Source organism: Polyangium spumosum (assembly GCF_009649845.1).
GTDB classification, from domain to species: Bacteria; Myxococcota_A; Polyangia; order Polyangiales; family Polyangiaceae; genus Polyangium; species Polyangium spumosum.
In genome coordinates this window covers 93,956-120,777 of record NZ_WJIE01000014.1, presented here as the reverse complement: position 1 = coordinate 120,777, position 26,822 = coordinate 93,956, and the positions used below count along the sequence as shown (strand labels likewise).

Below are 26,822 nucleotides of genomic sequence, written 5' to 3'. Positions count from 1 at the left end.
AGAACTTCCCCCTGGATGTACTAGTCTCCCGCCCGTCCCCGTGACCCTCCTCGAAATCGCCCGCGCCGCGGCCACCGCCATCCAGCAGAGCCTCCCCCTCCTCGCCGGCTTGATCCTCGGCGCCGCCCTCCTGCTCCTCCTCGAGCGTTTCCTCGCGGGCCGCGTCTCCCGCGCCGTCAAGCGTGTCCTCTACGCGATCACCCTGCTCGCCGGCGTCGGCGCGGGGCTCTTCTTCGCCTGGAAGATTCGATGGCTCTGTGACGACGCGTTCATCTCGTTCCGGTATGCGCGCAACTTCGCCCGCGGCGACGGCCTCGTCTTCAACCCGGGCGAGTGGGTCGAGGGGTACACGAATTTTCTGTGGACGCTGGTCCTCGGCCTGCTCGCCAAGGTCCGCGTCTCCATCCCGCACGCCGGGCTCTTCGGCAATCTCGCCTCGTACGTGCTCGCGATCGTCTTCGTCGCCCTCGTCGTGCGCAAGGCGAGCCCGAAGCCCGCGATTTTCCCCTTCGCCGCGATCGCCCTCGCCGCGAGCCGACCGTTCCACACCTTCGCCTCCTCCGGCCTCGAGACCATGCCGGCCGCGATGCTCGTCGCCGTCGGCATGTGGGCCTCGCTCCGCAAGAATGGCGCGCTCTGGGCCGGGCTCGCCCTCACCGCCGCCACGCTCACCCGGCCCGATCACCTGCTCCTTTATGGATGCATGGGCCTCGCCCTCGTCGCCGAGGACCTCGTCCACAACGAGGAGCGGCCCCTCTGGAACAGGCTCGACCTCCGCCGCTATTTCGCCTACGGCGCCCCCCTCGTCCTGATCTACGTCCCCTATTTCTTCTGGCGCTGGCACGCGTACGGCGATTTCTTCCCGAATACCTATTACGCCAAATCCGGCAACCTCACGTACTGGGCCCAGGGCGCCGTCTACGGCGCCCATTTCCTGTTCACGAGCGGCGCCGTCCTCTGGTTGCCCCTCTTCCTCGCCGCGATCCTCGGCCGGCCCCGGAACCGCGCCGAGACCCGCCTCCGCTTCTTCGCGATCCTCTCGGCCCTCGTCTACGGCCAGTACGTCATGAAGGTCGGCGGCGATTTCATGGAGCATCGCTTCTTCATCTCGCTCCTGCCCATCCTCGCGGCCACGACCGAGGTCGCCCTTCGATATCGCCTGCGTGAGGTCTCCGCGCCCGCCCGCGTGTTCTTCGGCTCGGCCGCGGCGCTCGCCGTCGCGCTCGCCGTCCTGCCCGTCCGCGTGCTCAAGCCCTACGAGAAGCGCTGGAACCTCGCCGAGGAGAACACGTTTTACCCCCTGAAGAGCGTCTTCCCCCTGGAATCCGGCTCGACCTACGCGGGCATGGGCCAGAAGCTCGACAAGCTCTTCGTCGCCCGCGGATTGAAGCCCCGCCTCTCCATCGATTGTATCGGGCTCGTGGGCTGGTACGCCGACCTGCCCATCGTCGACCTCTATGGCCTCGCCAACCGGCGCATCGCGCACAAGCCGATCGAGAAGCGCGGGCGGCCGGGGCACGAGAAGCGCGGCAACCTGGAGGATCGGCTCGCGGAGGGCGCGGTCGTCGACCTCGGCAATCCCTGGGGCGAGAAGTTCAAGGAAAACACCCGCGCGAACGTCGACGGGCACACGTTCCATTTCATCCGCTGGGACCCGGAGGTCGCGAAGGTGCTCCGCGCGACCGCGAAGAGCGCCTCGATCCCGGATCCGGCCCGCGACATCCGGGCGCTCGTGCGCACCGGCCCGCGGAACGAGCTGCTCGATTCCATGCATTTCTACGAGGTCTTCCTGGAGCGCCACCCGGATCGGGACAAGCTGCTCGGCGAGCTGCGGGCGCGGCTCGCCGAGATCGCCGATTTCGAGGATGACCTGCCGAAGGGCGCGACGGTGCAGGGGTCGGGGCTGCGGATCGAGCAGGGCAAACGCCCGGGCGCGACGGGAAAGAGCCTGCTCGCCTCGCTGCCGGACGAAGGTGACGGCACGGGGACCCTGGAGATCCACCTCGGGGCCTTGGCGCGGCCCGAGCTACGTTTCGCGCTCGGCGGCCGATCGAGCCCGGGATTGCGGGTGGAGCTCGTGGTGGACGGGCAGGTCGCGCGCACGGCGCGGCCCCGCACCGACAAGAAGCTCACGCCCGAGGCCTGGCAAATCGAGGATCTGCAGGGAAAGAGCGCCACGCTCCGGATCGTCGACGAGGACAAAGGCCGCGGGATGGGCCTCTACATCGACGGGATCCACTGGTCGGGCGGCAGGGGAGACGACGTCCGCGCCCGGCTCCGAGCGAACCTGCCCGGCAACGGGGTCGAGCTCTTCCGCGCGGCGCGTATGGAGCTGCCCGAGTCGGATCCCGACGTGCGCACCTTCGCGGCGCGTTTCTCCGTGCAATGGCGCTTCGACGAGGCGTTCCCCAAGGGGACGGAGGTCACGGGCACGGCGTTCGGCAAGGCGCCGGCGGCGGGCCCGATCGGCAATCAGTCGGACGTCACAGGGTGGCTCGGGCGCGGCTTCGTGAACGGGTATCACGGGGGAGACGCGTCGAAAGGCAAGGTCGCGCTGCCGCCGATGACGCTCGACGGGCAGACCATTCACGTCCTCGTGGGCGGCGGGAGGGATTGCCAGAAGACGTTCGTGGGCCTGGAGGTCGAAGGCCGCGTCGTCGCGCGGGCCTGCGGCAGGAACGACGAGATCCTGAGGCCCGCCGAGCTCTCGACGAGCGCCTACGTCGGCAAGATGGGGCGCGTGGTGATCGTGGACGAGTCCACGGGGCACTGGGGGCACGTGTGCGCGGACGACGTGCTCGTCGCGGCGGCCCCGCAGGCGGCGCGGGTGAACTGATCAGGGCGCGAGGGGCCGCGGCGGGACGGAGGGCCGGCGGCGGTAGAGCTCCATCGGCTTGAAGGGCCCGTACTTCCTGCGGTTCGCGATCAGCTCGAACACACCCCCGAGGCCGGCGGGCTTGGCTTTTTTGGCGTAACAGTCACGCTCCAAGACCGCGAACTGGGCATGGACGAGCAGGGCCTCGGCCTCCTCCTTGGTCTTCGCGGGCTTGACGGGCGCAGGGAACTTCTCCGGGCCAAACGGCAGGACGCGCAGGTCCCGCACGTGGAAGAGGCCCTTGGGCGGCGCCGTCGTGCAGGTCAGGACCGCGACGAGGTCATTCGAGGGCGCCGGGAGGGGCTTGTCCGGGACCACGCCGAGGACCCCCTGGCCAATGGTCTTGCGTCCGCCGAGGTGGGTGACGAAGTCCCAGAAGAGGAGGTCGGCCGCGATCGAGTTCGCGGCGTCGCTCTCCTTGTTGGGCTCGGCGAAGACGTGCGTGACGCCGAGGTCGCGCAGCGTCGTGCGGACCCCCTCGGTCGAGCCGGCCGCGCCGTACTCGACGCCGAATTGCCAGAGGTACGCGTCGAGCACCGTCCTGCGCCACGTCCCGACGTGGGCATGGTGGTCGGGCCAGATGTGCAGGAGCAGCTTCGCGTCCGGGGGCGTCGCCCGGCCGACCTCCTGCCAGTGTCCCTGGATGTCGAAGCGCGCGTCGTATTTTTTCTCGAAGCCGGCGCTCAGGAGGTCGATGCTGTTCTTGAGCGGGGAGCGCGCGTGGGCGTGCGTCTGGAAGAAATACACGTCGCCGCCCCACACGATCTGCAGCCCGAGCAGGGTCGCGAGGGCGACACGCGCGCCTGTGCCGAACGAGCGCCAGACGCGCAGCGCGATCGCCGCCGTGACCGCCGTCATGAGCGGCATGAGCGCCTGGAGGTAGCGGTCCTGGTGATGGACGCTGTACCAGACGAAGATGCCGACGTGCACGAGGAGCACGACGAGCCAGATCCGCTTCGTCTTTTTCAGGAAGGGGAGGCAGCCGAGCAGGAGCGTGAACATCGAGCCGAAAACGGGCACGTTCCGGTGGAACTTGGGCCAGTCGTTCGGGACGAACGAGAAATCGACGAGCGCGACGAGGGTCTGGAGGAGGCCCCGGAGATCCCGGGTCGGGCGCCAGAGCAGGCCCTCGGCATAACCGAATTTGAATCGATACGCGGCCTGGTCGGTGAAGGGGTGCGCGTTCAGCTTGGCGCCGAGCAGCGGATAGACGGGGTCACCGTAGAAGAGGAAGTTCTTGAGCCAGAGCGGCGAGCTCGCCGCGAGCCCGACGCCGCCGAGCAGGAGCGGCGCGACGAGCCAGCGGCGCCCGAGGTCGGGCGCGGCGCGACCCCGGAACGATTGCACCCCGAGGGTGGCCCCGCGAATCACCACGAGCAGGAGCGGCGCCGGCACGACCATGATGGCCACCGTCTCCTTCGTGAGCGCCGCGGCGGCGCAGAGGACGCCGAGGATCGAGATGTACCGGAGGTCGAGGTCGCGCAGCACGTGGAAGAGGACGAGCGCGATCGCCGCCCCGAACATCGCGCCGACGTGGTCGGCGCCGCCGGCGACGGAGCTGTCGTAGAGCAGGACGCCGGGGAAGACGAAGCGCACGGCCCAGATCCAGCGCGGATCGGCGCGCGGCACGAGGCGCCGCACGAGGGCCGGGATGCCGACGACGGTCGTCATCACGAAGAGGCCGAACTCGAGGTGCGCCGCGAGCTCCATCTTGTCGAAGAGGCGCCCGGGGACGAGGAAGGCCCACGTATAAAGGTACGACGTGAAATGCGGGCGGGCCGTGAAGACCCAGCCCTCGACCGCAGGCCGCACGGCGCCTTGCACCGCGTACTGCTCGGCGAGGGCCATGTGTTTCCAGCGCGAGTCGAACTGGATGTTCGTCGGGGTGATGACGTAAAAATAAATCATCCCCAGGCCGAGCAGGCCAAACGCGAGGGCGAGCGCGGAGAGGCCGAGCCTCGGGCGGGTCGAGGCGGAGCGGGCGATGACGCGGCGAATGTGCAGCGCGTGCCGGTAGAGCGGGAGCGCGACGGCGGCGAGGAGCGCGACGGGCAGGACGAAAAACGTGGCCGTGCGGTAGAGCCCGAGCAGGCCGAGGAGGTACATCAGGATCTCGAAGCCGTAGACCCCGAGCGCCAGGGAGACCATTGCATGCTCGAGGAGCGGCATCCGCGTCCGGAGGACCCGGTGGAGCACGGCGTGGCCGAGGCCATAACTCGCCAATCCCACCGCGAGGGTGCCGAGCCAGTAGCCCGCATACCGCCAGAAGAGCCACTTCGGGATCGCGTAGTGGGTGTGGACCACCCAACCGAAGACGCCGATGCCCGCCACGAGCGCCAGCGTCACCAGGGCTTGACGCAGGCGCGCGGGAGCCCCGCTCTGCGCGGGAGGCCCGGCGGGCTCCACCGATTCGACCGATTCCATTGCCGACGGAGGTACTCGCCGCCCTCGCCTGCGTCAAGCTGGATCCCGGCTCCGTCGCCGCCCTCTCGCGCGCGCGCCCGGATCTCCAGCCTCTTCCACGCGCCGCGGCCGTGCCGCGCGCCCCGCGGGTTTGCTCGAAATTCGGCGCGTAATAAAAGCGGGGCTCACGGTCGATACGGGATCTCGTACCCCTCGCGGCGAATCCCGTGCGTGGTGAGGAAACGGCGCAGGAGCGAGAGCGGAGGCGAGAGGCGCGCCGTGTCGTCCGCCAGGTTCGTGGTCTCGCCGGGATCCGCGGCGAGATCGTAGAGCTCGACGGTGTGGGCCCGATCGTTGACGATGACCTTGGTGCCGTCACGCAGGACGAGGGCGCGCTTCAGGCGGGAGTCGGCGAGGATGGGGCGGGTGAGCGTGGGGCTCTCGCCGCGCAGGTAGGGCACGAGGCTCTGGCCCAGGAACGTGCCGGGGGTCTCGGCGCCGAAGAGGTCGAGGATCGTCGGGCCGAGGTCGACGAGGGTGACGTCGTCGCCGACGACGCGGGGGGCGATGTTTCTGGCCTGCACGATGAGCGGCACGCGCAAGAGCTCGTCGTAGAGCGAGGTCGCGTGGGTAAAGAGCCCATGCTCGCCGAACGCCTCGCCGTGATCACTCGTGAGGATGAAGGCCACGCGATCGGCGAACGAGGAGCGCTCGAGCGCGGCGAGCAGGCGGCCGACGTGGCGATCGACGAGCATGAGCTCGCGGAGATGACGCTCGAACGGCGTGCCCGCCGCGCCCGCGAGGTTGTACGGGGCGTGCGCGTCGAGCAAATGAAGGTACAGGAAAAACGGCTCGTCCCCGACCTTCGCGAGCCGCGCGAGCGCCGCGTCGACGAGGGGCTCGCCCATGACCCAGGTCCCGTTCCCGGGGGGGCGGACGTAAATGTCCTCGGAGAAGCCCCGCACGACGCCATATTGATTGACGAGCCACTCCGTGCTCGCGAAGGTGATCGTGGAGACGCCGCGCGCGCGCAGGAGCTCCGGGAATCGCGTGCTCTCGTCCCTCCAGGGCCAGAGCCCGCGGTGGCGCCCGGCGTACAGCGTCCAGTACTGCTGCGAGAAATAGGTGCCCGCGAAGAGGGAGGAGAGGCTGTAGACGGTCTGCGCGCCCGGCGCGCGGGCATTGCGGAAATACACGCCCCGCTCGCGGAGGGAGGTGATGTGAGGGAGCCTGTCGTCGTACCGGCCGGACGCGACGATGTCATTCCGGAGGCCATCGATGGTGACGAGGACGATCGCGGGGCTTCGCGGCAAGATCGGCGGCCCGCTGGGCGGTACGGGCGGGGCGGCGCTCCGGTCGACGAACCACGGAGCCATTTCGGGCGGCACGGGGGCGTCGGCCGGGATCGTGCCCCCGTGGAGGGCGCCGAGGAAGGGCGGCAGGAGCGAGCCGCTCGGGCTCATCAGGCCGATGGCCACGGAGGACCGCGGGGGGACGACGAGCGAGGCCGCGGCGCCGAGCGAGGCGGCGGCGAGGAGCGGGGCGCGCAGGGGGCGCGCCCGAGCAGCGAGGCGGGCGAGGCGCGCGGGCAAGACGGCGCCGGCGAGGGCGGCGGCGAGGAGGGCCGCGGCGGCGGAGGCGACGAAGAGGCGCGGGCCGGCATAATCGCCCGGGAGGAGGAGAGGGTTCGCCGAGACGAGGCCGGCGGCGAGGCCGATGGCGACCCAGCGGAGGTAGGGGCGCGCGGCGAGGCGGCCGAGCAGGGCGGCGAGGGGGACGGCGAGGGAGAAGAGGGCGACGAAGAGGGCGAGGAGGGCCGGCTCGGCCCAGGCGGCGTGGCCGGTGGAGAGGCGCCGGCTCGCATTCCGGAGGTCCGGGGGCAACACGAGGGCGCCGAGGGCGAGGGAGAGCGCGACGAACACGGCCGCGGAGGCGCGCGGGCGGGCGCGGCCGAAGCGGAGGTAGAGGCCGACGAGCCCGGCCGAGGCGAGGCCGAGGGCGAGGAAATGGCCGGCGTCGAAGGCGTGGTGCAGCACGCGCGTGACGAGGCGCGGCGGCAAGTCGAAGGAGCGCGTGATGGCGACCGCATTCGTGACGGCCGCGCTCATCCAGGCGAGCAGGGCCGCGTCAGGGCCGGAGACGGAGAGGTGGGGGCGCGGGCTTTCGTTCACGCCGCCCTGCCTTTCCCCGGTTCGCCCCCGAGCGGAGGCGGGGCCAGGTGCCACCCGACAAACCCCATCGCCGCGACGCCCACGTAGATCACCAGGAACACGACGAGCCCGTAGATCAAGCCCGCCTCTCCGGGGTGCCCGAGCGCCGGGAAGACGACCGAAAAAAAGAGCTCGCGCACGCCGAGGCCCGAGACCGAGATCGGCAAGAGGCCGAGCAAGCTGGCGACCGCGAGCAGGCAAAGGACGTCGTAGAGCGTGAGGTCGAGGTGGAGCGACTGCGCGATGAGATACCCCTGGAGGTAATTCACCCCGAACGCGAGGATGGTGAGGACCACCGCGGAGGCGAGGTGCCTCGGGCGCTGGGCGCGCAGGGCCCGCAGGAATCGATCAAACCCCTCGCCCGTGGGGTCGCCGGGCATTTTCTTGTAAATGGCGCGCATCGCCGTCTGCGCGAACGAGGGCACGAACAGGACGAGCGGGCCGAGCGCCGTGAGGAGGACGCCGCCCCAGGTGAAGAGGGCGAGATCGCCGACGACGACCGAGCTCCATCGCGCCACGCCGATCGCCACGAACGCGACGAGCACGTAAAGATCGCAGAGCCTGTCGACCACGACGACAGCGACGCCCTCGGAGTACGGCATCCCGAGGTCGTGGCGAAAGTACTGCGCGCGGAGGACGTCGCCCACGCGGCCCGGGGTGAAGAGGCCGAGGAAGATCGTCGCGAGGAACCCGAGCCAGGCGCGTTTCCGTGGATATTGGTAGCCTCGGGCCTGGAGGAGCGCGTCGGTGCGCAACATTTTCAGCCAGCAGACGCCGGCGTTCAGCAGGAACGCGAGCCCGAGCGGCAGGAGCGAGGCCGAGAGGAGCGCGTCCCACGCCGCTTGCGTGTCGCGCATGCGCAGGAGCACGACCACGAGCAGGACCGGGCCCACGAGGCGAACGGCGAGCCGCACGAGCGAGCGCGGCGCGGCTTTTTTCGGAGCGTCGACGGAGTCGCTCACAAGCGCCTCGGTGTCTCGCACGAGATGCGCGCTGTCAAGGTCAACGCAAGGAGTCCGTGATCACCTTGAAGCGACGCTCGGCCAGGATCGCGTCGTCGTCCGAGCGCTGCAAGAGGAGCGCAATCGTGAGCTTTCCCTTCGGGAGGACGTAAATCTCGGTCCACATCGACTCCTTCGCGAGCGTGAACTCGAGCCGCGTGCCCTCGACGTCCTCGCCGCGGATGCGCTTCCTGACGGCGCCGCCGCTGCCCGGAAAGAATTGCCCGCCGCGCGAGCGCATCTCCTTCTCGATGCCACTCACGAGCAACGAGCTCACCGTGGCGGGGTCGACGTCCACCGAATAGACCTGGATCATCACGAAGGTCGAATCCGACGCCTCGACCGTGATGCTCGAGACGCCCTCGGATTTGTCCTCCTCGAGGGTCATTTCTTTCGGATATCGGAAGGAGATCCCGCCGCCCATGTAGTGCAGGACCTGCTTCGAACGGACCGTGGCCTCGAAGCGCTCGCCGCCGAGCGTCACCTCGAAGGGTTTGCCGTCGGCCACCGAGTAGACCTTGCCGCCGATCACGAGCTCGAACTGATCCCCGGGGCTCGAGACGTCGGGGCCGATGGGCTCTCCGCTCGGCTCGGGCCCCTCGACCGCGACGGTGGGGGGCGCGCCCGTCGGGCCCTCGGCAGGCCTCGCCGGCTGACACGCGGCGAGCAGGCAGGCCACACCATAAAAAGCAAGACGAGCGTTCGCCCACATCGGTCCCTTCTGCCCTTTTTCCCGCGCGGTCGTCAAGCATCGAGTACGCTCGTGGCCTTGCCATGCGCGAGGCCGAGGCGAGGCGATTCATCGAGGAAAACACGGCGCCGTGCGCGCCGCCGCTCCTGCCCGAGATCCGGCTCCGGCTCGCGACCGAGGTGACGCCGCTCTGGCAGGCCACGGAGGCGTTTCTCCGGACGCACGGGATCGAGCCGCCCTTCTGGGCGTTCGCGTGGTCCGGCGGGCAAGCGATCGCGCGGCTCGTCCTCGATCGGCCGGAGCTCGTGCGGGGCAAGGTCGTGCTCGATCTCGCCTCGGGATCGGGGCTCTGCGCGATCGCGGCGGCGCGCGCGGGGGCGTCGCGCGTGGTCGCGGTGGACACGGATCCGCTCGCCGCGGTGGCGATCACGATGAACGCGGAGGGCGCGGGCGTCGTGGTCGAGGCGCACGTCGAGGACGTGCTCGGCGAGGCGCGTTTGCCGGCCTGGGCGGCGGAGGCGGACGTGGTGCTCGCGGGGGACGTTTGTTACGACGCGGCGATGACGCGGGTGGTGATGCCGTGGCTCGGCGCGCGGGCGGGCGAGGGGCGGGCTGTCTTGCTCGGGGATCCGGGGCGCGCGTATCTGCCGGCCGAGGGGATCGAGGAGATCACGCGGTATCGGGTGCCGGTGATCGACGATGTGGAGGGGACGGCCGAGAAATGCGGGCTCGTGTACCGCGTCTCGCTTGCGAGGGGTGGGGCGTCCGTGGCTTGATGGGGCGGTAGCGGAGGCGATGTGCAGCTCGACAAACAGGCGCTCGTGAAGGAGGTCTGCGCGCGGCTCTCGGAGGAGCTCGGCACGATGGCGCGGATCGCCCAGGACGCGGCCGCGGCCGCGACCCACGAGGAGAACAAGCCCGAGAACGACAAGGACATGCGCTCGACGGAGGCGTCCTACATCGCGCGGGGCCAGGCCGAGCGGGCGCGGGAGCTCGAGCGGTCCGTCGCGCTCTTGAGCTCGATCACCGTGCGCTCGTTCGGGGCGGGCGAGGGGATCGCCGCGACGGCGCTGGTCACGCTGCTCCACCGCGGGTCGAAGCTCGTGTGTTTCGTCCTTCCCGCCGCGGGCGGGCAACGCGTGAAGGTCGGGGCCACCGAGGTGCAGGTGGTGACCCCGACGAGCCCGCTGGGCGCCGCGCTCATGGGTTTGTCGGAGGGGGACGAAGCCGAGGTGCCGACGCCGCAGGGGACGAAGGTGTACGAGGTGGTCGAGGTGCGTTAGGCGTGGCGACAGATCGCCACGAGCGACGAGCCGATGGGCATATCGAATCGCCGCAGGAGGGCCCGCTCGAGGTCCATCACCGCGCCGAAGGCGGCGTTGATCGGCGCCGGGGGCGGCGCCACCTGATAACGCGCCTCGTCCGGCACACCTCTGCGCAGCCGATCGGCGATCCGCTGGGCTGCCAGGACGGGCAGCAGCAGCGACGTGAAATAAGAGACGCGCTCCACCTCGAACCCGCCTTCGCGCAGCGCTTCGAGCAAGGTGCGGCGGACGTATCTCCGCCGGTGATGCACCGCCACGTCGTGGGAGCTCCAGAGAAAGGGCAGGGCGGGGACGGTCACGAGCAAGAGCCCATCGGGGCGGAGGAGGCGCTTCAGGGCGCGGAGGGCCGGGACCTCGTCGTCGATGTGCTCGAGGACGTCGAGGAGCGTGATCCCATCGAAGGTCCCCTCCACCGGCAGCGCGTCGGGCAGGGCGCCGACGCGCGCGTCACAGCCGAGCTCCCGCCGCGCGAACGCCGCCGTCTCCGCGTCCGGCTCCACCATGATCACCTCGCCGAACCGCTGCATCTCGCGGGAGATCAGCGCGCAGGCGCCGCCCACGTCGAGCAGCCGCGCGGGGCGCCGCGCGGGCAGCGTCTCTCCCAGGATCTCGAGCAACATGGTGCGGCGCGCGACCCGCCAGAAATGGTTCTTCTCGAGGGCGAACAGGGCGTCGTAGGCGGAGCGGTCCATGATGGGATGACCTCGCGGGCCGGGGCGGCTTGGCCGCGTGGTCTTAGTGGACGGCGGTGGCGAGGTCCAGCGCGAAGCGCCCGCGCGCGGAGAGGGCGCGCGCGCCGAGCGTTAGTCCGAAGCGCCCTGCTTTTCGAGGTGATCGCCGTGGAGCTCGCGCAGCTTCGTCTTCAGGAACTTGCCGGTCGAGGTGCGCGGGATCTGGGCCATGAACACGTAATCGTCCGGCAGCCAGAATTTCGCGAATTTCGCCTCGATGTGGGCCGAGAGCTCCTCCTTCGTGGCCGTCTTGCCCTCCTTGAGCACGATCGCCGCGAGCGGCCGCTCGGTCCATTTCGGGTGCCGCGCCGCGAAGACGGCCGCCTCGAGCACGGCCGGGTGGCTCATCAGCGCGTTCTCCAGCGCGACCGAGCTGATCCACTCGCCGCCCGATTTGATGACGTCCTTCGACCGATCGGTGATGCGCAGGTACCCCTCGTGATCGATCGTGACGACGTCGCCCGTCTTGAACCAGCCATCCTCGGTGAACCGATCGGCCCCCTCGGCGCCGAAATACGAGGAGGCGACCCAGGGCCCGCGCACCTCGAGCTCGCCCATGGTCTCGCCGTCCCAGGGCAAGACCGCGCCGTCCTCGCCGACGTGCCGCTGCTCGACGAACGGCACGGCATACCCCTGCGACGCTTTACACCCGAGCTTCGTCGCGTCGTCGCTGCCGGACAAACCATTCTTGACCCGCGCGAGGGTGCCGAGCGGGTTCGTCTCGGTCATCCCCCAGGCGTGCGTGACGTCGAGGTCGTGCCGCGCCTTGAAGCCGTCGATGAGGGACGGCGGCGCCGCCGAGCCGCCGATGACCATGGAGCGCACCGTGGAGAGGTCCCACTTGCCCGGGTGCTGATCGAGGAGCTGGAGGATGCCGAGCCATATCGTCGGCACGCCGGCGGCGAGCGTGACCTTCTCGGCGGCCATGAGGTCGAGCAGGCTCTGCGGGTCGAGGTGCGGGCCGGGGAAGACGATGCGTGATCCTGCGGCGATGGCCGAATACGGCAGGCCCCAGGCGGCGGCGTGGAACATGGGCACGACGGGCAGGACGGTGTCGCCTTCGCGGACGCCGATGGTGTCGGCCATGCACGAGACGAGGCTGTGCAGGACCGTCGAGCGATGGCTGTACACGACGCCCTTCGGGTTGCCCGTGGTGCCCGACGTATAACAGATCATCGCGGCGCTGCGCTCGTCGAGCGTGGGCCAGGCGAACTCGTCTTTTTCGGGGGCGATGAGCTCCTCGTAATCGATCTCGGCGCTCGTCTTCGTATCGCCCGGCAGGTCGGGGATGACGATGACGTGCCGGACTGAGCGGACCTGATCGGCGAACTTGCGAAAGAGCGGCAGGAGGGAGCGGTCGACGACGACGACCTTGTCCTCGGCGTGATTGGCGATGTAGCCGAGCTCGTTCGGGTGGAGCCTCAGGTTCAAGGTGTGGACGACGGCGCCCATGGCCGGCGCGCCGAGGTAGACCTCGAGGTGGCGCTGGTGGTTCCACGAGAGCGTGGCGACCCTGTCGCCTTGCCCGACCCCGAGGCGCGACAGCGCGTTCGCGAGCTTGCCCGTGCGGCGGTGGAAGTCCGCGTAGGTGGAGCGGACGAGGGTCTTGTCGGGCAGGCGCGAGACGATCTCGTTGCGACCGAAGAACGTGCGCGCGCGTTCGAGGAAATGCGTGAGGGTGAGGGGAAAGTCCATCATGCGTCCGGCAAGCATCGGTCGGCTCCTCTCGTGTCGTGTGGGCACCGCGGGCGCGGATGGTAGCCGGCCCGCGGGCGAAAGCGGAAGGGGGCGCGCGCGTCCGGGCCTACGAGGTCCTGGCGTGCAGGCGCTCGCGCGCGCTGCGGACCAGCGCCGCGACGGCCGGGTGCTTGATGCGCCGCTCGGTGGAGAGCGCGAAATACGGCTCGCGCAGGCCTTCACACGCGCCGACGAGCTCCACGTCGTGCAGGTCCTCCACCTCGGCGCGCAGGGCCGCCCGCACCGGGAAGATCCCGCGCCCCGCGCCGCCGAACACACGGAGCAGCCCTGCATCGTCGAGCTCGGCGCGGATCGACACCGAGATCCCGCGCTTCGCGAACCATCCATCGAGGCGGCGCCGCAGGCCCGAGACGGCCGACGGGAACACGAACGGCATGCCGTCGAGCGAGTCGGGGAACCGCCTCCGGAGCTTCTTCGCGAGGGAGGACGACGCATACAAGAGGATCTCCGATTCGCCGAGGAAATGTGCGTGTCCGCGCGTCAATGGCGAGCCGGCGGGGACGTCGTCCGAGAGGATCATGTCGAGCCGGCCCGAGACGAGCGAATCGACGAGCCGCGCGAGCGCGTCCTGACGGACCTGCACGTCGCCGCTCCCGAGCGCCTCGAGCGCGGGATCGAGCAGCCGGTGCGTCAATGTCTTCGGCAACGTGCTCACGACCCCCACGCGTAACACCTCGCGCCCCCGGGTCGCGCGTCCCCTCGCGACGTCGACGAGCTCCTGGCCGAGGCGAAAGATGTCCGACGCGTAGCTCGCCGCTTCCTCGCCGAAAGGCGTGAGGACCAGGCGCCGGCCGCGCCGCTCGAAGAGCGGCAACCCGAAGAACTCCTCCATCGTGCGGAGCTGCGCGCTCAGCGTCGAATGTGTGAGCCCCAAAGATCGCGCCGCCCGCGCCACGCCGCCCTCCCGGACGATGATCCAGAAGTAGTACAGGTGGTGGTAGTTCATCCACTCCACGCGAGGCTTCTCCATACGGTCCCTTGTAGATAAAACCGACAGATGTTGTCAATCTTTCGTTCTTACCAACATGAGCCGCATGGGGTAGAACGAAGTACGACATCCGTTGATGACAACACGGTAGCGGGGGCGCGCCGACGAGCGCCGGGCCCTGCGCGCCGTCTCGAAAAGGAGACGAGTGAATGAGGAAAAGGGTGACGATGCTGCGATGCAACCAGACGGCCGGCCTTCGCGCGACGAGCTCGACGCGGACACCGCGTATGCCGCGCCTCGCCGCGCAGGCGAATGCCTCTCGCGGGCGGATCCTCTTTGCTGCATGCGCATCGGGCGCCCCGACCCAGGCCCTCCGCCGCGCCGTGGCGCTCGCGACCGCGCTCGACGCCGATCTGTTCTTGCTCCGGGTAACGCCGCACGCCTCGCCCGAGGCGCGGCGGCGATTCTCGAACGAGCTCTTCGGCGCCGTCGTGCTCGTGGACCGCACCCTCACGACGCTCCGGCAGACCCGCGCGTGGTGCGACGCCGTGCTCCCCGAGCCATTGCCGTCGGGCCACATCCAGGTGCGCTCGGGCGATTTCATCGAGGAGGTCGTGAGCGAGGCCCGCGCGCTCGGCGCGGCGCTCATCGTCCTTCCCCCCGACGAGGGGCATAGCGGCAGCCGCGTGACGGCCATCTCGACCCGGGCCAACGTGCCCGTCCTCGTGGCCCGGCCGAGCACGGGGGTCGAGACGATCCTCGCGGCGACCGACCTGCAAGACCACGAGCTGCCCGTCCTGCGCCGCGCGGCGAGCTTCGCGCGGCGCCTCGGGACCGAGGTCGTCCTCGTCCACAACGTCCCGCCGACGCCGGTCGTCCCCGCGTGGAAATCGTTCTTCGCGCACGACCGGTCGGCCCTGTTCTCGCGGCTCGCGCGCCTCCGCAAGGCCGCGACCTCCGTCGACGTCGACTCCACGGACGCCGTCGTCAAGCGGGACGCGAGCGCCGTGGACGCGATCCTCGCGGCGGCGCGCGAGAAGGACGTCGATATCGTCGTCGTCGGCACGCGCGCGCGGCGGCCGGGCATCTCGACCCACGTGAGCAGCGTGGCGAGCCGGATCGTCGAGCGCGCCCGGCGCTCGGTCCTGGTCACGCCCGTGCGCGCCCGGCCGCCCTACGCGGCGCTGCCCTCATGACGACGTAGCGGTTTTCAAAGGCCGAATGGCCCAAGCCCCCCGGCGCCCCGCCGCCGGAGGTGATGATTTCAAAGGAGGAGCCCCGTGTCCGACAAGATTGCCGTCCGTACCAACAAGCTTCGTGTCTTCCAGCGCAAGGACATCGACGACATCCCGCAGCTCGCGGCGCTGCCCGCCTCCGAGCGCGAGGCGATGAAGGTCGTCGCCGCGGTGCTCCCCTTCCGGGTGAACAGCTACGTGATCGACGAGCTCATCGACTGGAGCCGCGTCCCCGACGACCCGATGTATCGCCTCACGTTCCCGCACCGCGACATGCTCGGCGCGGACGATTATCGGCGCGTCGAGCGCCTCTTGCGGGAGAACGCCCCGTCCGACGTCGTGGCCGCCGCCGCGCGTGACATCCAGCATCGATTGAACCCCCACCCGGCGGGCCAGCTCGAGCTCAACGTGCCCCTGCTCGACGGGCGGCCGGTCGCGGGGATCCAGCACAAATACCCCGAGACGGTGCTCTTTTTCCCCACGCAGGGGCAGACCTGCCACGCGTATTGCACGTATTGCTTCCGCTGGCCCCAGTTCGTCGGGCTCGACGATATGAAATTCGCCAGCAAGGAGGCCTCGGACCTCGTCCGTTACGTCGAGGCGCACCCCTCCGTGACCAGCGTCCTCTTGACGGGCGGCGACCCGCTCGTCATGCGCACCGCGCTGCTCCGGCGTTACATCGAGCCGCTGCTCGCGGTGCCGCAGATCGCGTCGATCCGGCTCGGGACGAAATCGATGGCCTACTGGCCGGCGCGCTTCGTCGAGGACAGCGACGCCGAGGACCTCCTGCGCCTCTTCGAGGAGGTCGTGGCCGCCGGCAAGAACCTCGCCTTCATGGCGCATTACAGCCACCCGCGCGAGCTCGACACGCCCATGGCCGAGCGCGCGATCGCGCGTGTGCTCGCCACCGGCGCCACCGTGCGCTGCCAGGCGCCGCTGATCCGCCACGTCAACGACGACGCGAAGGTGTGGGAGACGATGTGGCGCCGCCAGGTCCGCCTCGGGGCGATCCCCTATTACATGTTCGTCGAGCGTGACACGGGCGCGCGCCATTATTTCGAGGTGCCGCTCGTCCAGGCGTATTCGATCTTCCGGGACGCCTACGCGCGGGTCTCGGGGCTCGCGCGGACCGTGCGTGGCCCCTCGATGAGCGCGCTGCCCGGCAAGGTGGTCGTCGACGGCGTGCCCGAGATCCTGGGCCGGCGTGTCTTCGCCTTGCGGTTCCTCCAGGCCCGTGATCCGGCCTGGGTCGGGCGCCCGTTCTTCGCGAATTACGACCCGCAGGCCACGTGGTTCGACGCGCTCCGCCCTGCCTTCGGGGAGTCCTCGTTCTTCTTCGAGCCCGGGCTCGAGCGCATGAAGCGCGCGCGGCGGGTGAACGGGGCGTCGAAGCCCCGGCTGCCCCTCCTCGACGACGCGGCGGTGGCCTGAGCGCCGGGGGCGACTCTCTTTCGTTCACGAGGAGGATACCATGTGTGGGTTCGCCGGAGGCTTCTCCCCTGACAAACGTTTCGAGAACATGCCCTTGACGACGGAGCACCTCGAGCTCCTCCGCCACCGCGGACCGGATGGTCAGGGCTTCTACGCCGACGATCACGCGATGCTCGGGTTCCGCCGGCTCGCCATCATCGACCTCGCGGGCGGCGCGCAGCCGATCTACTCCGAGGACGAGCAGATCGTCGTCGTCGTCAATGGCGAGATCTACAACCACCACGAGCTCCGCCAGCAATTGCAGGAGCGGCACCGCTTCCGCTCGCGCGTCGACGGCGAGGTCCTCGTGCACCTCTACGAGGAGCGGGGGATCGATTTCGTGAAGGAGCTGCGCGGCATGTTTGCCTTCGCGCTCTACGATCGCAAGGCGCGCCGCCTCGTCCTCGGCCGCGACCGCGCCGGGCAGAAGCCGCTTTATTACAAGTGGGATCAGGGGACGCTGCGGTTCGCCTCGGAGATCAAGCCCCTCCTCCGGGACGGTCATGCCCCCGTCAGCCGCGCCGCGGTCGCCGATTACCTTCGTTTTGGATACGTCCCGGCGCCGCGGACCATCTTCGAGGGGATCCACAAGCTCCCGGCCGGCACGTTGCTCGTCGCGGAGTCCGGCGCGGCGCCGCGCCTGGTCCCGTACTGGCGGCTCGGCTTCACGCATGACGATGGCCAGATGCCGCGGCCGCTCGAGGTCGAGCAATGGAGCGAGGCGCTCCGGTCGACGCTGCACGAGGCCGTACGGATACGCCTCGAGAGCGAGGTGCCGATGGGCTTCCTCCTGAGCGGCGGCGTCGACTCCGCGTCCGTGTTCGCGCTGGGCGCCCCGGGCCTCGAGACGCATCGCGCGCGGGCCTTCACGATTGGCTTCAAGGGCTCGGCCATCGACGAATCTCCCGCCGCGGCCGAGGTGGCGCGGCGTTACGAGGCGGACCACCGGGTGATCCACCTGGAGCGCGAGCAGGCGAGGACGCTCGACGATATCCTCCATCAAGTCGAGGAGCCGGTCTCGACGGACGCATTGTTGCCGACGGCGGCGGTCTTCGACGCGGTCGCGCGGGCGGGCGTGACGACGGTGCTCTCGGGCGAGGGCAGCGACGAGCTCTTCGCGGGATACCGGAAATTCGCGGTCGCCACGCAGGATCCGGAGCTCGAGGGCGCGAGCCCGCTCGATCGATATCTTAGGCACGAGGAGTTCGTCTTCTCGCGGCGCGAGCGGGCGGCGCTGCTCGGCGAGGACCTCGACGACGGTCGATTCGACGAGCTCGATCGCGAGGCGCGGGAGCTCGACCCGCTCTCGCAGATGTTGCTGATCGAGACGCGCCTTCGGTTGCCCGACCGCATCAACCTGCGTCTGGATCGGACGAGCATGGCGCGGAGCATCGAGGCGCGCGCGCCGTTCATGGATCACCGTGTGATGGAGTTTGCGGCGAAGATCCCGCACGCGGTGCGCACGGGCCCCGATTTCACGAAGCGTGTGCTTCGGCGCGCGATGCGCGACTTCTTGCCCGACGTCGTGCTCTCCGCGAAGAAGGCGCCGTTCCACGCGCCGGACACGTGGTTCACGGGCGCCGATCGGGACGAGTCGTTGCTCGGCGCGAGCGCGGTCGCGGAGGCGGGCCTGGTCGACGCGGCGGCGGTGCAGGCGCTGCGGGCGCGGGCGCGCGCGGGGAGCCGGAGCGCGCAGGAGCGGGTCTTCTCGCTGTACGTGCTGCACGCCTGGTACCACGCGTTCCACCGGGTCGAGCGCCGCGCCGTCGCGGCTTGAGGAGAGGCTCACGCGAGCCTGTCCGGGACCATCGAGCCCCCCCACCCCACGCGTCGTGAGCCTCCGAGGGGGCCCATCACGATCGCGTCGCCAGCCAGCAAGAGCGCGTCGGCAGCCAGCAAGAGCACGTCGGCAGCCAGCAAGACCGCGTCGGCAGCCAGCATGACCGCGTCGACGGTGATCGGCAATACGTGCTGGCGGTGCGGGGGAGCCTCCTGGTGGTTCCTCTTGCTGCGGGCCCGTCGCGAGGCTTAAGGTTCGTTCCAGCGACGAGACGGGGGTCAAATATGGGCGAAGCTGCCAAGGTACGGCTGGACATGGAGCTCGAGCTATCGGGAGAGATGGCGCGGCTGCATTTGCCCGAGGGGGTCGACCGGCGGCTTCAAGCGCTCCTCGACAAGCAGGACCGAGGCGAGCCGTTGACCGAGGATGAGCAGGTCGAGGCGGAAGGGCTGGTCGAGCTCGCGGATCTGTTGAGCTTGTTGCGGCTCAGGGCGTCGCGGGCGGCGGGGTGAGCCGGGAGCACATCCCCGCCTCGGTGCAACGCCGCGTCCGTGAGCGGGCGCAAAACCGATGCGAATATTGCAGGATCTCCCAGGAGAGTCAGGAAGCGACGTTCCACGTCGATCACGTGTTGCCTCGACGGCACGGAGGCCCGACCACGCTCGACAACCTGGCGCTCTCCTGCGTATCGTGCTCGCTCCGCAAAGGAGCGCGAACATCCGCCCTGGACCCGGTCACGAGCGCGTCCGTCGCGCTCTATGATCCCAGGTCGTCACGCTGGGAAGACCATTTCAGCGTCAATGTCGAGTTCGTCATCCAAGGGACGACGGCGACGGGGCGGGTGACCGTCGAGGTTCTCCGGATGAACCGCCCGCTCGCCGTCGCCATTCGTCGCGAGGAAGCATTACGGGGGCGGTACCCGAGCTCGTGACCAACGGCTCGGATGTCACCTAGAACCTCAAATCCTTCCTCAGCTCCTCCCCCACCACATCCAGCTCCTTCACCGCCTCCGCGATGCGCGGATCCTCCTCCGTGCGAATCTGGATCAAGAACCGCACATACAGATCCCCCGGCTCCTTCCCTTTTCGCGCCACGCCTTTTCCTTTGAGGCGCAACACCTGCCCGCTCTGCGTCCGCGCAGGCATCTTCAGCGTCACCTCCCCGTCCGGCGTCGGCACCTTGATCTTCCCGCCGAAATACGCCTCGCCGATGCTCACAGGCACGTCGAGACGTAAATCGTCCCCCTCGCGCTTGAACAAAGCGTGCGGCGTCACGTGGATCGTCAGCAGCAAATCCCCGGCAGGTCCGCCGCCCAGCCCGGGCCCGCCCTGACCAGGCACGCGGATGCGGCTGCCCTCGTTCGCGCCCGCAGGGATACGCACCGTCATCGGCTCCTCGCCCGCGCGCTGGAGCTCGACCGTCGTGCCCTTCACCGCCGAGACGAAGTCGATCGTCACCTCGCTCTCGACGTCCTGCCCCTTCCGCGCCCCGCGCGGCCCGCCGCGCGCCCCGCCCCCGCGGATCCGGCCGAACATGTCGCCGAACAGGTCCCCGAAATCGGCCCCGCCGCCGCCGCCGCCCCCGCCGAAGATCTCCTCGACGTTGAACGGCACCCCGCCGGCACCGCCGCCGCCCGCTCGGCCGCGGCCGCCTCCGTACTGGCGCACGAAACGCGCGCGCTCCGGGTCGAAGCCCTGCTGCAGGCTGTCCTCCCCGAACTCGTCGTAGAGCGCGCGCTTCTGCTTGTCCGACAGGACCTCGTACGCTCGGTTGATCTCCTTGAACTTCGCCTCGTTCGCCTTTCCAGGCGCCTTGTCCGGGTGGTACTGGACGGCGAGCTTGCGGAAAGCCTTCTTGATGGTGTCTTCGTCTGCGTCCCGGGCGACGCCGAGCACAGTGTAAAGGTCACGAGCCATGGGCCGGGGGAAGGGTAAATCCCCCCTCTGGCTACGTCACGGGGGGATGACGACTAAACGCCAATCCGCCAGGTCGTCCCGGTCGGGTTGTCCGCCACCTCGATGCCGAGCGCCTCGAGCTCCTTCCGGATGGCGTCCCCACGCGCGAAGTCCTTCGCCTGCCGCGCCTGCCGTCGCTCCTCGACGAGCGCCGCGATCTCCTCGGCCGTCTTGCCCAAAATCGACAGGCGACGCGCCTGCGTGCGCGACCGGTAGACGTCCATCGGCGTCTGCAAGATGCCGATCGGCTCCACCGAAGACCAGAGCGCGCGCGCCAGCATCCTCGCCACGAGCGGCGCCGCCTTCGCGATCTCCGCGTCCTTGCGGCGCCTCTGCGCGAGGTCCACGAGCTCGTTGCCCGCGCGCGCGAGCTCGCCCACGACCGCCAGCGCCACCGGCGTGTTGAGGTCGTCGTCGAGCGCCTGCTCCACCTTCCCGCGCGCCTGCGACGCGAGCTCCATCATCGGCGCCATCTCCTTCGGCAAACGCATCGTCGGCGCAGGCGCCCCGTCGTCGGCCGTCCCCGCCCCGCCCGCGAGACCGGCCAGCGAGCCGAGCCGGCCGAGCGTGTGGTAGAGGTAATCCACGCGCCGCTCGGCCTCGAGCACGCCCGGGAAGACCACGCGCCCGTCGTCGCGCTTCTCCGTCTCGAAGAAGATCGGGCCGCGGTAGTGCACCGTGAGCAGGAAGTAACGCAGCGCCTCGGCGTCGTTGCGCTGGTAGACGTCGCGGATCGTGACGAAGTTGCCGAGCGACTTCGACATCTTCTCCTTGTCGACGTTGACGAAGCCGTTGTGGATCCAGAGCGAGCAGAAGGGACCCTCGCCCGGATGCGCGGCCTCGCTCTGCGCGATCTCGTTCTCGTGGTGCGGGAAGACGAGGTCCATGCCGCCGCAGTGCACGTCGAAGCCGTACCCGAGGTAGCGCTCGCTCATCGCCGAGCACTCGATGTGCCAGCCCGGCCGGCCTCGCCCCCACGGGCTCTCCCAGCCCCACGCGTCCGCCTCGCAGCCCTTCCAGAGCGCAAAATCGAGCGGGTCGCGCTTCAGCTCGCAGACCTCCACGCGCGCGCCCGAGCAGAGGTCGTCGAGGTTGCGATGCGAGAGCTTGCCGTACTCGGCGAAGGAGCGGACCGCGTAGTAGACGTCCTTCGCGCCGTTCGGCATGTCCACCACGTAGGCGTTGCCGTTCGTGATCAGCTTCTCGACGATCGCCACGATGTCTCCGATCGAGTCGGAGACGCGCGGCTCGTGGTCGGGATCGACGCAGCCGAGCCCGCGGATGTCCTCCTGGTAGTGCGCCGTCATGCGCGCCGAGAGCGCGAGCGGCGTCTCGTCGTTCTCCTTCGAGCGCGCGAGGATCTTGTCGTCGACGTCCGTCACGTTGCGCGTGTAGACGACCCGCACGCCCTGGCTGCGCAGGTGCCTGACGAGCACGTCCGGGGCGAGCGCGGCGCGGGCGTGGCCCACGTGCGCGACGTCGTAGACGGTGGGACCGCAGCAGTAGACGCGCACCTCGCCGGCCCTTTTGGGGACCAGCTGGGTCAGCTTGCCGGTCATCGTGTCGTGGAGGCGTAGGCCGATCGCAGGCATCGCGTCCTCGTCTACCAGCACGCTCCGCGCCTGTCACGAGGGGGAACGCTGGCTCTCGTGTCCTCGAAGGCCGGCACGGCATGCGCATGGTAATGAAAACCCTTCATGCTGCCCCTTCGAGACCGCCTGCCAGTCCGGCGCCCGGCCTACGTCAACTGGCTGCTGATCATCACGAACATCGTCGTCTTCGTGTGGACGCAGGCGCTGATCTCGGTGGCCGGGCCCCGCGGGCAGGTGGCGCGGGCGCACGAGATGCTCATGGAGCACGGCCTCGTGCCTGCGCGGCTCATGCACGAGCCCGTCGAGGCCCTGCCGACGCTCTTCTCGAGCATGTTCATGCACGATCCGTCGGGCTGGGCGCACCTCGGCGGCAACATGCTCTACCTCTGGATCTTCGGCGACAACGTCGAGGACGCCATGGGCAGCCGCAGGTACGCGCTGTTCTACGTGCTCTGCGGGATCGCCGCGGCGATGGCGCAGGTGCTCGTCAACCCCGGCTCGGTCGTGCCGATGGTCGGCGCCTCGGGCGCGATCTCGGGTGTGCTCGCGGCGTACGGCTCGCTCTACCCGCGCTCGCCGATCACGGTGCTGAACCCGATCCTGCCCCTCTGGCTCTTCTTCGGCATCTTCCTCGAGCTGCCAGCCTGGCTGATCATCCTCGAGTATTTCGTGGTGAACCTCTTCAGCGGGCTCGGCTCGCTCGGCGGCACGGGCGGAGGCGTGGCGTTTTTCGCGCACCTCGGCGGCTTCGTCGCCGGCGCGCTCCTCATCCGCCTGTTCATCCGGGACAAGACCCCCCGCGAGCACGACCGCTGGACCCAGTTCCGCCCGCCCGCCCAGCGGCGCCGCTCCCCGTACGACCCGCGCCCGCCCTCGCCGCCCTCGCCCCGACGGCCCCACGGACGGGATCCTTGGGGTTGGTGAGAAGCGGATTACGCAGTTGTCACAGCATGGTCAGGTCGTCGGTTTCCGCCGGAGACATCTCGCACGGCGTGTTAGCTTCCGCCGCGCGATGGGATTGCCCTTTCGTCGCCCCCGAGCGCTGCTGCTCGGCCTCCTCCTCGCGCTCTCGGGCGTGGGCGCGTGCGCGGGGCCGAGCTTTACGGGCTCGGTGTACCGAGGGCGCGGCTACGCCTTCCGCGTGCCCACGCCGCCCTCGACGTGGAAGCAGATCGAGCTCGAAGGCGAGGCGCTCGCGTTCGAGGACACGGCGAACGACGCGCTGATCGCGGCCTCGGGCCGGTGCAAGGTGGACGGCGAGGACGTGCCGCTGCGTTCGCTCGTGCAGCACCTGTTCTTGCAGTTCACCGAGCGCGAGGTGCTGGTCGAGGAGGTCGTCCCGTTCGACGGGCGCGAGGCGCTGCACACGGTGGTGGCGGCGAAGCTCGACGGCGTGCCGCGGCAGTTCGACGTGTGGGTGCTGAAGAAGGACGGCTGCGTCTACGACCTCTACTGCATCGCCGATCCCGCGGGTTTCCCGGCCGCGGTGGGCCCGTTCCGCGCGTTCGTGAAGGGGTTCGCGACGGTGCCGGTCGATGAGTAACGCGCCCGTGAGTACACCCTCGAAGAAGCTGCCGGCGCTGCCGGAGCCGCCTTTCTGGGTGAAGCTGGCGCAGCGGGGATCGAACTTCCTCGTGCACCTCGGGCAGCTCGGGCGGATGACGGGCGAGACGTTCGCCGCGATGTTCAAGCGGCCGTTCGAGTTCCAGTCGACGCTCTACCAGATGGAGCAGCTCGGCATACGCTCGCTGGGGATCGCGTGCGCGACGGCGCTCTTCACGGGCATGGTGATGGCGGTGCAGTTCGCCTTCGGCCTGCAGAAGTTCGGCGGCATGGAGTACACGGGCCGCGTGATCGGGCTGTCGTTCTCGCGCGAGCTCGCGCCGACGCTGACGGCGGTGATCGTGGGAGGTCGGATCGGCTCGGGCATCGCGGCCGAGGTGGGGTCGATGGCGGTGACGGAGCAGATCGACGCGATCCGCGCGCTCGGGGCGGACCCGATGAAGAAGCTCGTGGTGCCGCGGTTGATCTCGTGCGTGATCGTGATGCCGGTGCTCGGGGCGCTGGCGCTCGTGATCGGCTTCTCGGGCGCGATGATGATCTGCGACTGGCAGTTCGGCATCCCGTGGGGGTTCTTCCTGCGCTCGGCGCTCGGCTCGATGCACTTCCGCGACTTCTGGATGGGGCTCATGAAGTGCCCGTTCTTCGGGGCGATCATCGCGCTCGTGGGCTGTCACTTCGGCATGATCACGCGCGGCGGGACCGAGGGCGTGGGGCAGTCGACGACGCGGGCGGTGGTGGGCGTGTCGATCTCGATCCTCGTGGCGGACTTCGTGCTGACGAAGCTGGGGTTCATCATTTTCGGCTGACGATCCCTCTTTGACGACCGGGCGCGATGAGAGACGATGCGCGCGTGGCGGAACGTATCGTGGTGAGCTTCCACGAGCCTTCGGGCTCGGCGGGGAGCTCCGGATCGGGCTATCTCGAGCGGTCGCTCTCGATCAAGAAGCGCGCAGAGGCCCATGGAGGCGCGCTGTGCGCGTGGAGCAGCGAGGCGTTCGCCTTCGACTTCCCCGCCGAGGCGCTCGACGAGGCGCTCGGGTTCACGCTCGAGCAAGTGGCCGAAGCGCAAGGACACGAGCCGCTGCGGATCGGCGTCGCGCAAGGCGAGATGCGAGCGCTCGGATCGCCGGAAGGGCTCGCGTGGGGCGAGCCGCTGAAGAAGGCGGAGCGGCTCGCGTTCCTCGCGCGGCCAGGCGAGGTGCTGCTCGATCCGGAGATCGCGGCGGTCGAGGCGGGTGATCTCGTGACGGCCGGCCTGCGCCGCGGTCGATGCGCGGACGGGACGATCGTGCGGGGGCAGCGGCTCGACATCTACGCGCCCCTGCGCGGCGACACGCTGCAGAACGTGTACAAGCTCGTGACCGCGCCGGCGTTCGTGGGTCGCGAGGAGGAGCTCGGCAAGCTCGCCGTGCCGCTCGGATGCGCAGGCCTCGTCCGCGCGGCGCCGGGCGCGGGCGGGACGCGGCTGCTTTTGGAGCTCGCGCACAGGCTCTCGCCCCCGCGATCGCTTCGGATCGCGCCGACGTTTTTGCCACGCGAGCCACTCGGGGCGCTGCGCAACGCGTTCGCGAGGTCGCTCGCGCGGGAAGAACCACCGGAGCTGCCGGAGGCGCTCGCGGCGGCGCTCGACAAGCTCCTGTCGGGGGAGGGGATCGACGTGCAACGCGCCGCGGAGCTCGTGGACGCGTGGCTCGCGCCGGTGGACGGGCGATCGGGGCTGCTCACGGTGGACGACGCGACGTCGATCGACATGGCCACGCTGGAGGTCGTGTCGCAGGCGATCCCGCCGCCGGGGTTCTTCCGGTCGGTCGTGCGGATCGACGTGGAGGAGGCGCTGCCCGAGGTGCTGTCGTCGATCCCCGTGGGCGCGGAGGTGACGCTGGGTCCGCTGCCGAAGGAGCAGGCCAGAGAGCTCGCGCGGGCGTTCTGCGGCCACGCGATCACGGAGAAGGCCGCGGCGCGATGGGCGCGGCTCGGCGAAGGGATGCCGCTCGGGATCCGCGAGGCGCTCGCCGAGGGGCTCGCGACGGGCGAGCTCAGGTGGCTCGGGGAGGTGGCCGAGCCGCGAGATCGGGTGAGCGGTCGAGGCGCGCCGGCGCCAGCGCAAGAGTGGATCACGCGGCGCGCGAGGTGGCTCGAGCCGGGGGAGATCGCGGCGCTCGTGGGGGTCGCGCTGCTCGGCGGGGATGCGCCGGACCAGATCGTGGACGCCGTGTCGACGCTGATGGGGGGCGCGGGCGCGCGCGTGGCGGCCGCAGAGGAGACGGTCGTCGGCGCGGCGTGGGCGTCGCGGCCGGAGGAAGGGTGGCTCGCGATCACGTCGAGGACCCAGGCGCGTGTGCTCATCGGGCTGCTCGACGAGGGGACGCGGGAGCTCTGGCACCGGATGGCCGGGCGCGTGCTCGAGCAAAACGTCGGGCCGCTCGGGCTCGCGGAGCCGGCGTATCACGCGGCGGTCGCGGGAGAGCGGGCCTCGGCGGCGGTGCTCGCGGCGGAGGCAGCGCTGGCCGCGGCAGGCGCGGGCCTGCGCAAGACGGCGGCGGCGCTGATCGAGGAGGCGAAGAGCCTCGATCCGGACGTGCAAGTGCCGGAGATCTCGGACGAGGGCGCGCTCCTCGAGGGCCCGCACGCCGAGGAGATGTCGATCGCGTCGATCATCGAGTCGATGGGGGAGGGGGGCTCGATGCGCGCGCTCGATCCGCCGTCGCCGTCGTCGATCGGCTCGCTCTCGCCCGACAGCCTGGGCGCGCGGAGCAGCAGCGTGGCGGCGTTCGGGCCTCGGACGAGGCCGTCGCTGGCGGAGGCGGTCGCCGCGCTCGGCGAGGATCCGGTCGCGGCCGAGGATCCCTCGGTGATGGCGGAGCGCCTGTCGAAGCTGCTGCGCGAGGCGCTCGTGGAAGGCGACGTCCAGACGCTGGAGGACATCCTCGTGCGGCTACGCGTGACCGGGGAGCGTGACGCGCTCGTCGAGCGGATGAGCGCGCTCGTCCTGCTCACGCGCGGCGAGCATGGAGATGCGCTGCGCAAGTTGAAGGAAGCGGCGGCGGCGGTGAGCTCGCCGCGCGCGCGCGCGGGCGCGCTCCTGTCGTACGGCATCGCGCTCGCCTCGGCGGGCGAGGTCGATCGCGCGCTGCACGAGACGCTCACGGCGCTGGCGCGGGCGCGCGAGGCCTCCGACGCGCGGGCCGAGCAAGCGTGCGCGCGGTTCCTCTCGTACCTGTCGTGGGTGATGGGCCAGCCCCAGGCGTCGACGGTCTGGGCCCGGGTCGCGCAGGCCTCCGGCGAGGCGCTCGGCGGTTGACAGC

22 protein-coding genes are annotated in these 26,822 nt (G+C 70.0%); 12 read left to right on the top strand and 10 right to left on the bottom strand.

Annotated elements, in window-relative coordinates:
- Window positions 1-40: 40 nt before the first annotated feature.
- Entirely contained in the window at window positions 41-2,836 is a 2,796-nt protein-coding gene (locus GF068_RS34280) for a hypothetical protein (RefSeq protein ID WP_153823739.1), read from the top strand.
- Here GF068_RS34280 and GF068_RS34275 read toward each other — a convergent pair whose 3' ends face one another.
- The 4 genes from GF068_RS34275 to GF068_RS34260 form a co-directional block, all read right to left on the bottom strand.
- Window positions 2,837-5,299: a glycosyltransferase family protein gene (locus GF068_RS34275; RefSeq protein WP_153823738.1), complete on the bottom strand. Its 2,463-nt coding sequence runs from the start codon at window positions 5,297-5,299 to the stop codon at window positions 2,837-2,839.
- Between the two features lie 164 nt (window positions 5,300-5,463).
- Complete coding sequence (locus tag GF068_RS47220; protein ID WP_153823737.1) at window positions 5,464-7,449, bottom strand: sulfatase-like hydrolase/transferase; 1,986 nt, start codon at window positions 7,447-7,449, stop codon at window positions 5,464-5,466.
- Window positions 7,446-8,450, bottom strand: coding sequence for a lysylphosphatidylglycerol synthase transmembrane domain-containing protein (locus tag GF068_RS34265; RefSeq protein WP_338046690.1), 1,005 nt, complete (start codon window positions 8,448-8,450; stop codon window positions 7,446-7,448). Before GF068_RS34265 ends, GF068_RS47220 begins: the two co-directional genes overlap by 4 nt.
- A gap of 40 nt (window positions 8,451-8,490) precedes the next feature.
- Window positions 8,491-9,201, bottom strand: a complete 711-nt coding sequence (locus tag GF068_RS34260) for a hypothetical protein (protein WP_153823736.1) — start codon at window positions 9,199-9,201, stop codon at window positions 8,491-8,493.
- Window positions 9,202-9,263: 62 nt separating this feature from the next.
- On the opposite strand from GF068_RS34260, the gene GF068_RS34255 reads away from it, so the two are divergent.
- Window positions 9,264-9,956 (top strand): class I SAM-dependent methyltransferase, encoded by a 693-nt coding sequence (locus GF068_RS34255; RefSeq protein WP_153823735.1) that lies wholly within the window; start codon window positions 9,264-9,266, stop codon window positions 9,954-9,956.
- 21 nt (window positions 9,957-9,977) lie between these two features.
- A complete protein-coding gene (locus GF068_RS34250) occupies window positions 9,978-10,463 on the top strand; it encodes a GreA/GreB family elongation factor (RefSeq protein WP_240807826.1) in 486 nt (161 codons plus the stop codon).
- Here GF068_RS34250 and GF068_RS34245 read toward each other — a convergent pair.
- The 3 genes from GF068_RS34245 to GF068_RS34235 form a co-directional block, all read right to left on the bottom strand.
- Complete coding sequence (locus GF068_RS34245; RefSeq protein ID WP_153823734.1) at window positions 10,460-11,197, bottom strand: class I SAM-dependent methyltransferase; 738 nt, start codon at window positions 11,195-11,197, stop codon at window positions 10,460-10,462. The two genes, GF068_RS34250 and GF068_RS34245, sit on opposite strands and share 4 nt — an antisense overlap.
- Before the next feature lie 111 nt (window positions 11,198-11,308).
- Window positions 11,309-12,949, bottom strand: coding sequence for a long-chain fatty acid--CoA ligase (locus GF068_RS34240; RefSeq protein WP_153823733.1), 1,641 nt, complete (start codon window positions 12,947-12,949; stop codon window positions 11,309-11,311).
- A 91-nt stretch (window positions 12,950-13,040) separates the two neighbouring features.
- Window positions 13,041-13,964 carry a LysR family transcriptional regulator gene (locus GF068_RS34235; RefSeq protein ID WP_153823732.1) on the bottom strand — a complete coding sequence of 308 codons (924 nt, stop codon included), beginning with the start codon at window positions 13,962-13,964 and terminating at the stop codon, window positions 13,041-13,043.
- 185 nt (window positions 13,965-14,149) lie between these two features.
- Here GF068_RS34235 and GF068_RS34230 point away from each other — a divergent pair, with 185 nt between their 5' ends.
- The 3 genes from GF068_RS34230 to asnB all read left to right on the top strand — a co-directional run bounded on the left by GF068_RS34230 (window position 14,150) and on the right by asnB (window position 18,404).
- Window positions 14,150-15,118 carry a universal stress protein gene (locus GF068_RS34230; protein ID WP_240807846.1) on the top strand — a complete coding sequence of 323 codons (969 nt, stop codon included), beginning with the start codon at window positions 14,150-14,152 and terminating at the stop codon, window positions 15,116-15,118.
- Between the two features lie 84 nt (window positions 15,119-15,202).
- Window positions 15,203-16,588 carry a KamA family radical SAM protein gene (locus GF068_RS34225; protein ID WP_275939313.1) on the top strand — a complete coding sequence of 462 codons (1,386 nt, stop codon included), beginning with the start codon at window positions 15,203-15,205 and terminating at the stop codon, window positions 16,586-16,588.
- A 40-nt stretch (window positions 16,589-16,628) separates the two neighbouring features.
- Window positions 16,629-18,404, top strand: coding sequence for an asparagine synthase (glutamine-hydrolyzing) (gene asnB, locus GF068_RS34220; protein ID WP_153823730.1), 1,776 nt, complete (start codon window positions 16,629-16,631; stop codon window positions 18,402-18,404).
- A gap of 8 nt (window positions 18,405-18,412) precedes the next feature.
- Here the strand turns inward: asnB and GF068_RS34215 are convergent, their stop codons facing one another.
- The gene (locus tag GF068_RS34215; RefSeq protein ID WP_153823729.1) at window positions 18,413-18,568 is read right to left on the bottom strand and encodes a hypothetical protein; all 156 of its coding nucleotides are present in this window, start codon (window positions 18,566-18,568) and stop codon (window positions 18,413-18,415) included.
- A 123-nt stretch (window positions 18,569-18,691) separates the two neighbouring features.
- On the opposite strand from GF068_RS34215, the gene GF068_RS34210 reads away from it, so the two are divergent.
- A complete protein-coding gene (locus GF068_RS34210) occupies window positions 18,692-18,919 on the top strand; it encodes a hypothetical protein (protein ID WP_240807822.1) in 228 nt (75 codons plus the stop codon).
- On the top strand, window positions 18,916-19,338 hold the full coding sequence (locus GF068_RS34205) for an HNH endonuclease (RefSeq protein WP_338046689.1): 423 nt from the start codon (window positions 18,916-18,918) through the stop codon (window positions 19,336-19,338). The genes GF068_RS34210 and GF068_RS34205 overlap by 4 nt, the downstream gene beginning before the upstream one ends.
- Window positions 19,339-19,357: 19 nt before the next feature.
- Here the strand turns inward: GF068_RS34205 and GF068_RS34200 are convergent, their stop codons facing one another.
- Both GF068_RS34200 and cysS read right to left on the bottom strand, forming a co-directional pair.
- Complete coding sequence (locus tag GF068_RS34200; RefSeq protein WP_153823728.1) at window positions 19,358-20,323, bottom strand: DnaJ C-terminal domain-containing protein; 966 nt, start codon at window positions 20,321-20,323, stop codon at window positions 19,358-19,360.
- Between the two features lie 53 nt (window positions 20,324-20,376).
- Window positions 20,377-21,954: a cysteine--tRNA ligase gene (gene cysS / locus GF068_RS34195; RefSeq protein ID WP_153823727.1), complete on the bottom strand. Its 1,578-nt coding sequence runs from the start codon at window positions 21,952-21,954 to the stop codon at window positions 20,377-20,379.
- Between the two features lie 105 nt (window positions 21,955-22,059).
- Between cysS and GF068_RS34190 the strand changes: the two genes are divergently transcribed.
- The 4 genes from GF068_RS34190 (at window position 22,060) to GF068_RS34175 (ending at window position 26,818) form a co-directional block, all read left to right on the top strand.
- A complete protein-coding gene (locus GF068_RS34190) occupies window positions 22,060-22,878 on the top strand; it encodes a rhomboid family intramembrane serine protease (RefSeq protein WP_153823726.1) in 819 nt (272 codons plus the stop codon).
- A gap of 88 nt (window positions 22,879-22,966) precedes the next feature.
- A complete protein-coding gene (locus GF068_RS34185; protein ID WP_153823725.1) occupies window positions 22,967-23,497 on the top strand; it encodes a hypothetical protein in 531 nt (176 codons plus the stop codon).
- Between the two features lie 7 nt (window positions 23,498-23,504).
- Complete coding sequence (locus GF068_RS34180) at window positions 23,505-24,323, top strand: MlaE family ABC transporter permease (protein WP_338046688.1); 819 nt, start codon at window positions 23,505-23,507, stop codon at window positions 24,321-24,323.
- Between the two features lie 44 nt (window positions 24,324-24,367).
- Window positions 24,368-26,818, top strand: a complete 2,451-nt coding sequence (locus GF068_RS34175; protein ID WP_153823723.1) for a P-loop NTPase family protein — start codon at window positions 24,368-24,370, stop codon at window positions 26,816-26,818.
- The last annotated feature ends 4 nt before the right edge of the window (window positions 26,819-26,822 follow it).